Origin of the sequence: Chromohalobacter sp. 296-RDG, assembly GCF_029889885.1 — a bacterium.
In the GTDB taxonomy this organism is placed as follows: domain Bacteria; phylum Pseudomonadota; class Gammaproteobacteria; order Pseudomonadales; family Halomonadaceae; genus Chromohalobacter.
Genome location: NZ_JARANY010000275.1, coordinates 1 through 875, shown reverse-complemented (window position 1 = coordinate 875; position 875 = coordinate 1). Strand labels below are relative to the sequence as shown.

The window sequence follows — 875 nt, the reverse complement described above, 5'->3', positions numbered from 1 at the left end:
CCACGGCCCTTCTCGTAGCTGATCGAGTTGCCATTGCCATCACCGTGGGTATCGAAGTTGATCGGTCCGCCGTCGGACGACCAGGCGAACGTCGCGACGGCGCCCTCTTCCATGGTCAGCTTGTACTCGGTGCCTTCGCCCAGGGTCAGGGTGAAGCTCACCTCATCACGCCAGGTGGCTGCTGCCTCGGGAGCTTCCGAGGCCTCTTCCTGGGACGAGGAGGCGTCAGCCACCGCCTGGCTGGCCTCGGGTTGCGGCTCCTCCTGGGCAGGCGCTGAAGAGGCCACCGGGTCAGCCGCGCCGCTGGAAGTTGAGGCGGTCGCCGGCTGCTCTGGGGTTGCCTCGGGCGAGATGTCGTCGGTGGCTTGGCTCTCTGCCACGGCCTGGGACTCCTGCTCCGCAACGACCGGCGACGCCTTGTCTGCGGCGGCCTGTGAGGCTTCCCGGTCGAGTTCGGCCTCCTCGGCCAGCTGCTGCTTGATTTCCCCCATCTCGGTCAGGCCCACCAGGCGCCCTGCGCCTGTGGGATCGATGGCATACTCCGCGGGCAGCACCACGGTCACCAGCAGGCCAGCGGCCACCACCGCGGCCACCAGGGTGGAGCGGATCAGCTTGCCGGTCGAGGGCAGCTCGGCACGGGTGGGTAGGTCGGTGTTGTACATCGTGGACTCCCTGAATCAGGCGACGAAATAGCCGGTGAGCTGATAGCCGATCAGCACGAAGCCGGCGCACATCATGGCGACGTTGGCGGTATAGGCGTGGCGCAGGAATCCGGCGGTGCGACGCCAGAAGCCCATGACGATGAGGATGGCACTCAGGGCCAGCAGCTGGCCGACCTCCACCCCGACGTTGAACGCCAGCAGGTTGGCCAGCAG

Annotated in this window: 2 protein-coding genes; both read right to left on the bottom strand. The window is 67.3% G+C overall.

Annotated elements, in window-relative coordinates:
• A partial coding sequence (locus OP495_RS18500) for a hypothetical protein (protein ID WP_280571244.1) occupies window positions 1-662 on the bottom strand: 662 nt, incomplete at its 3' end.
• Between the two features lie 15 nt (window positions 663-677).
• On the bottom strand, window positions 678-875 hold a 198-nt coding region (locus tag OP495_RS18495; protein ID WP_280571242.1), incomplete at its 5' end, for a HupE/UreJ family protein.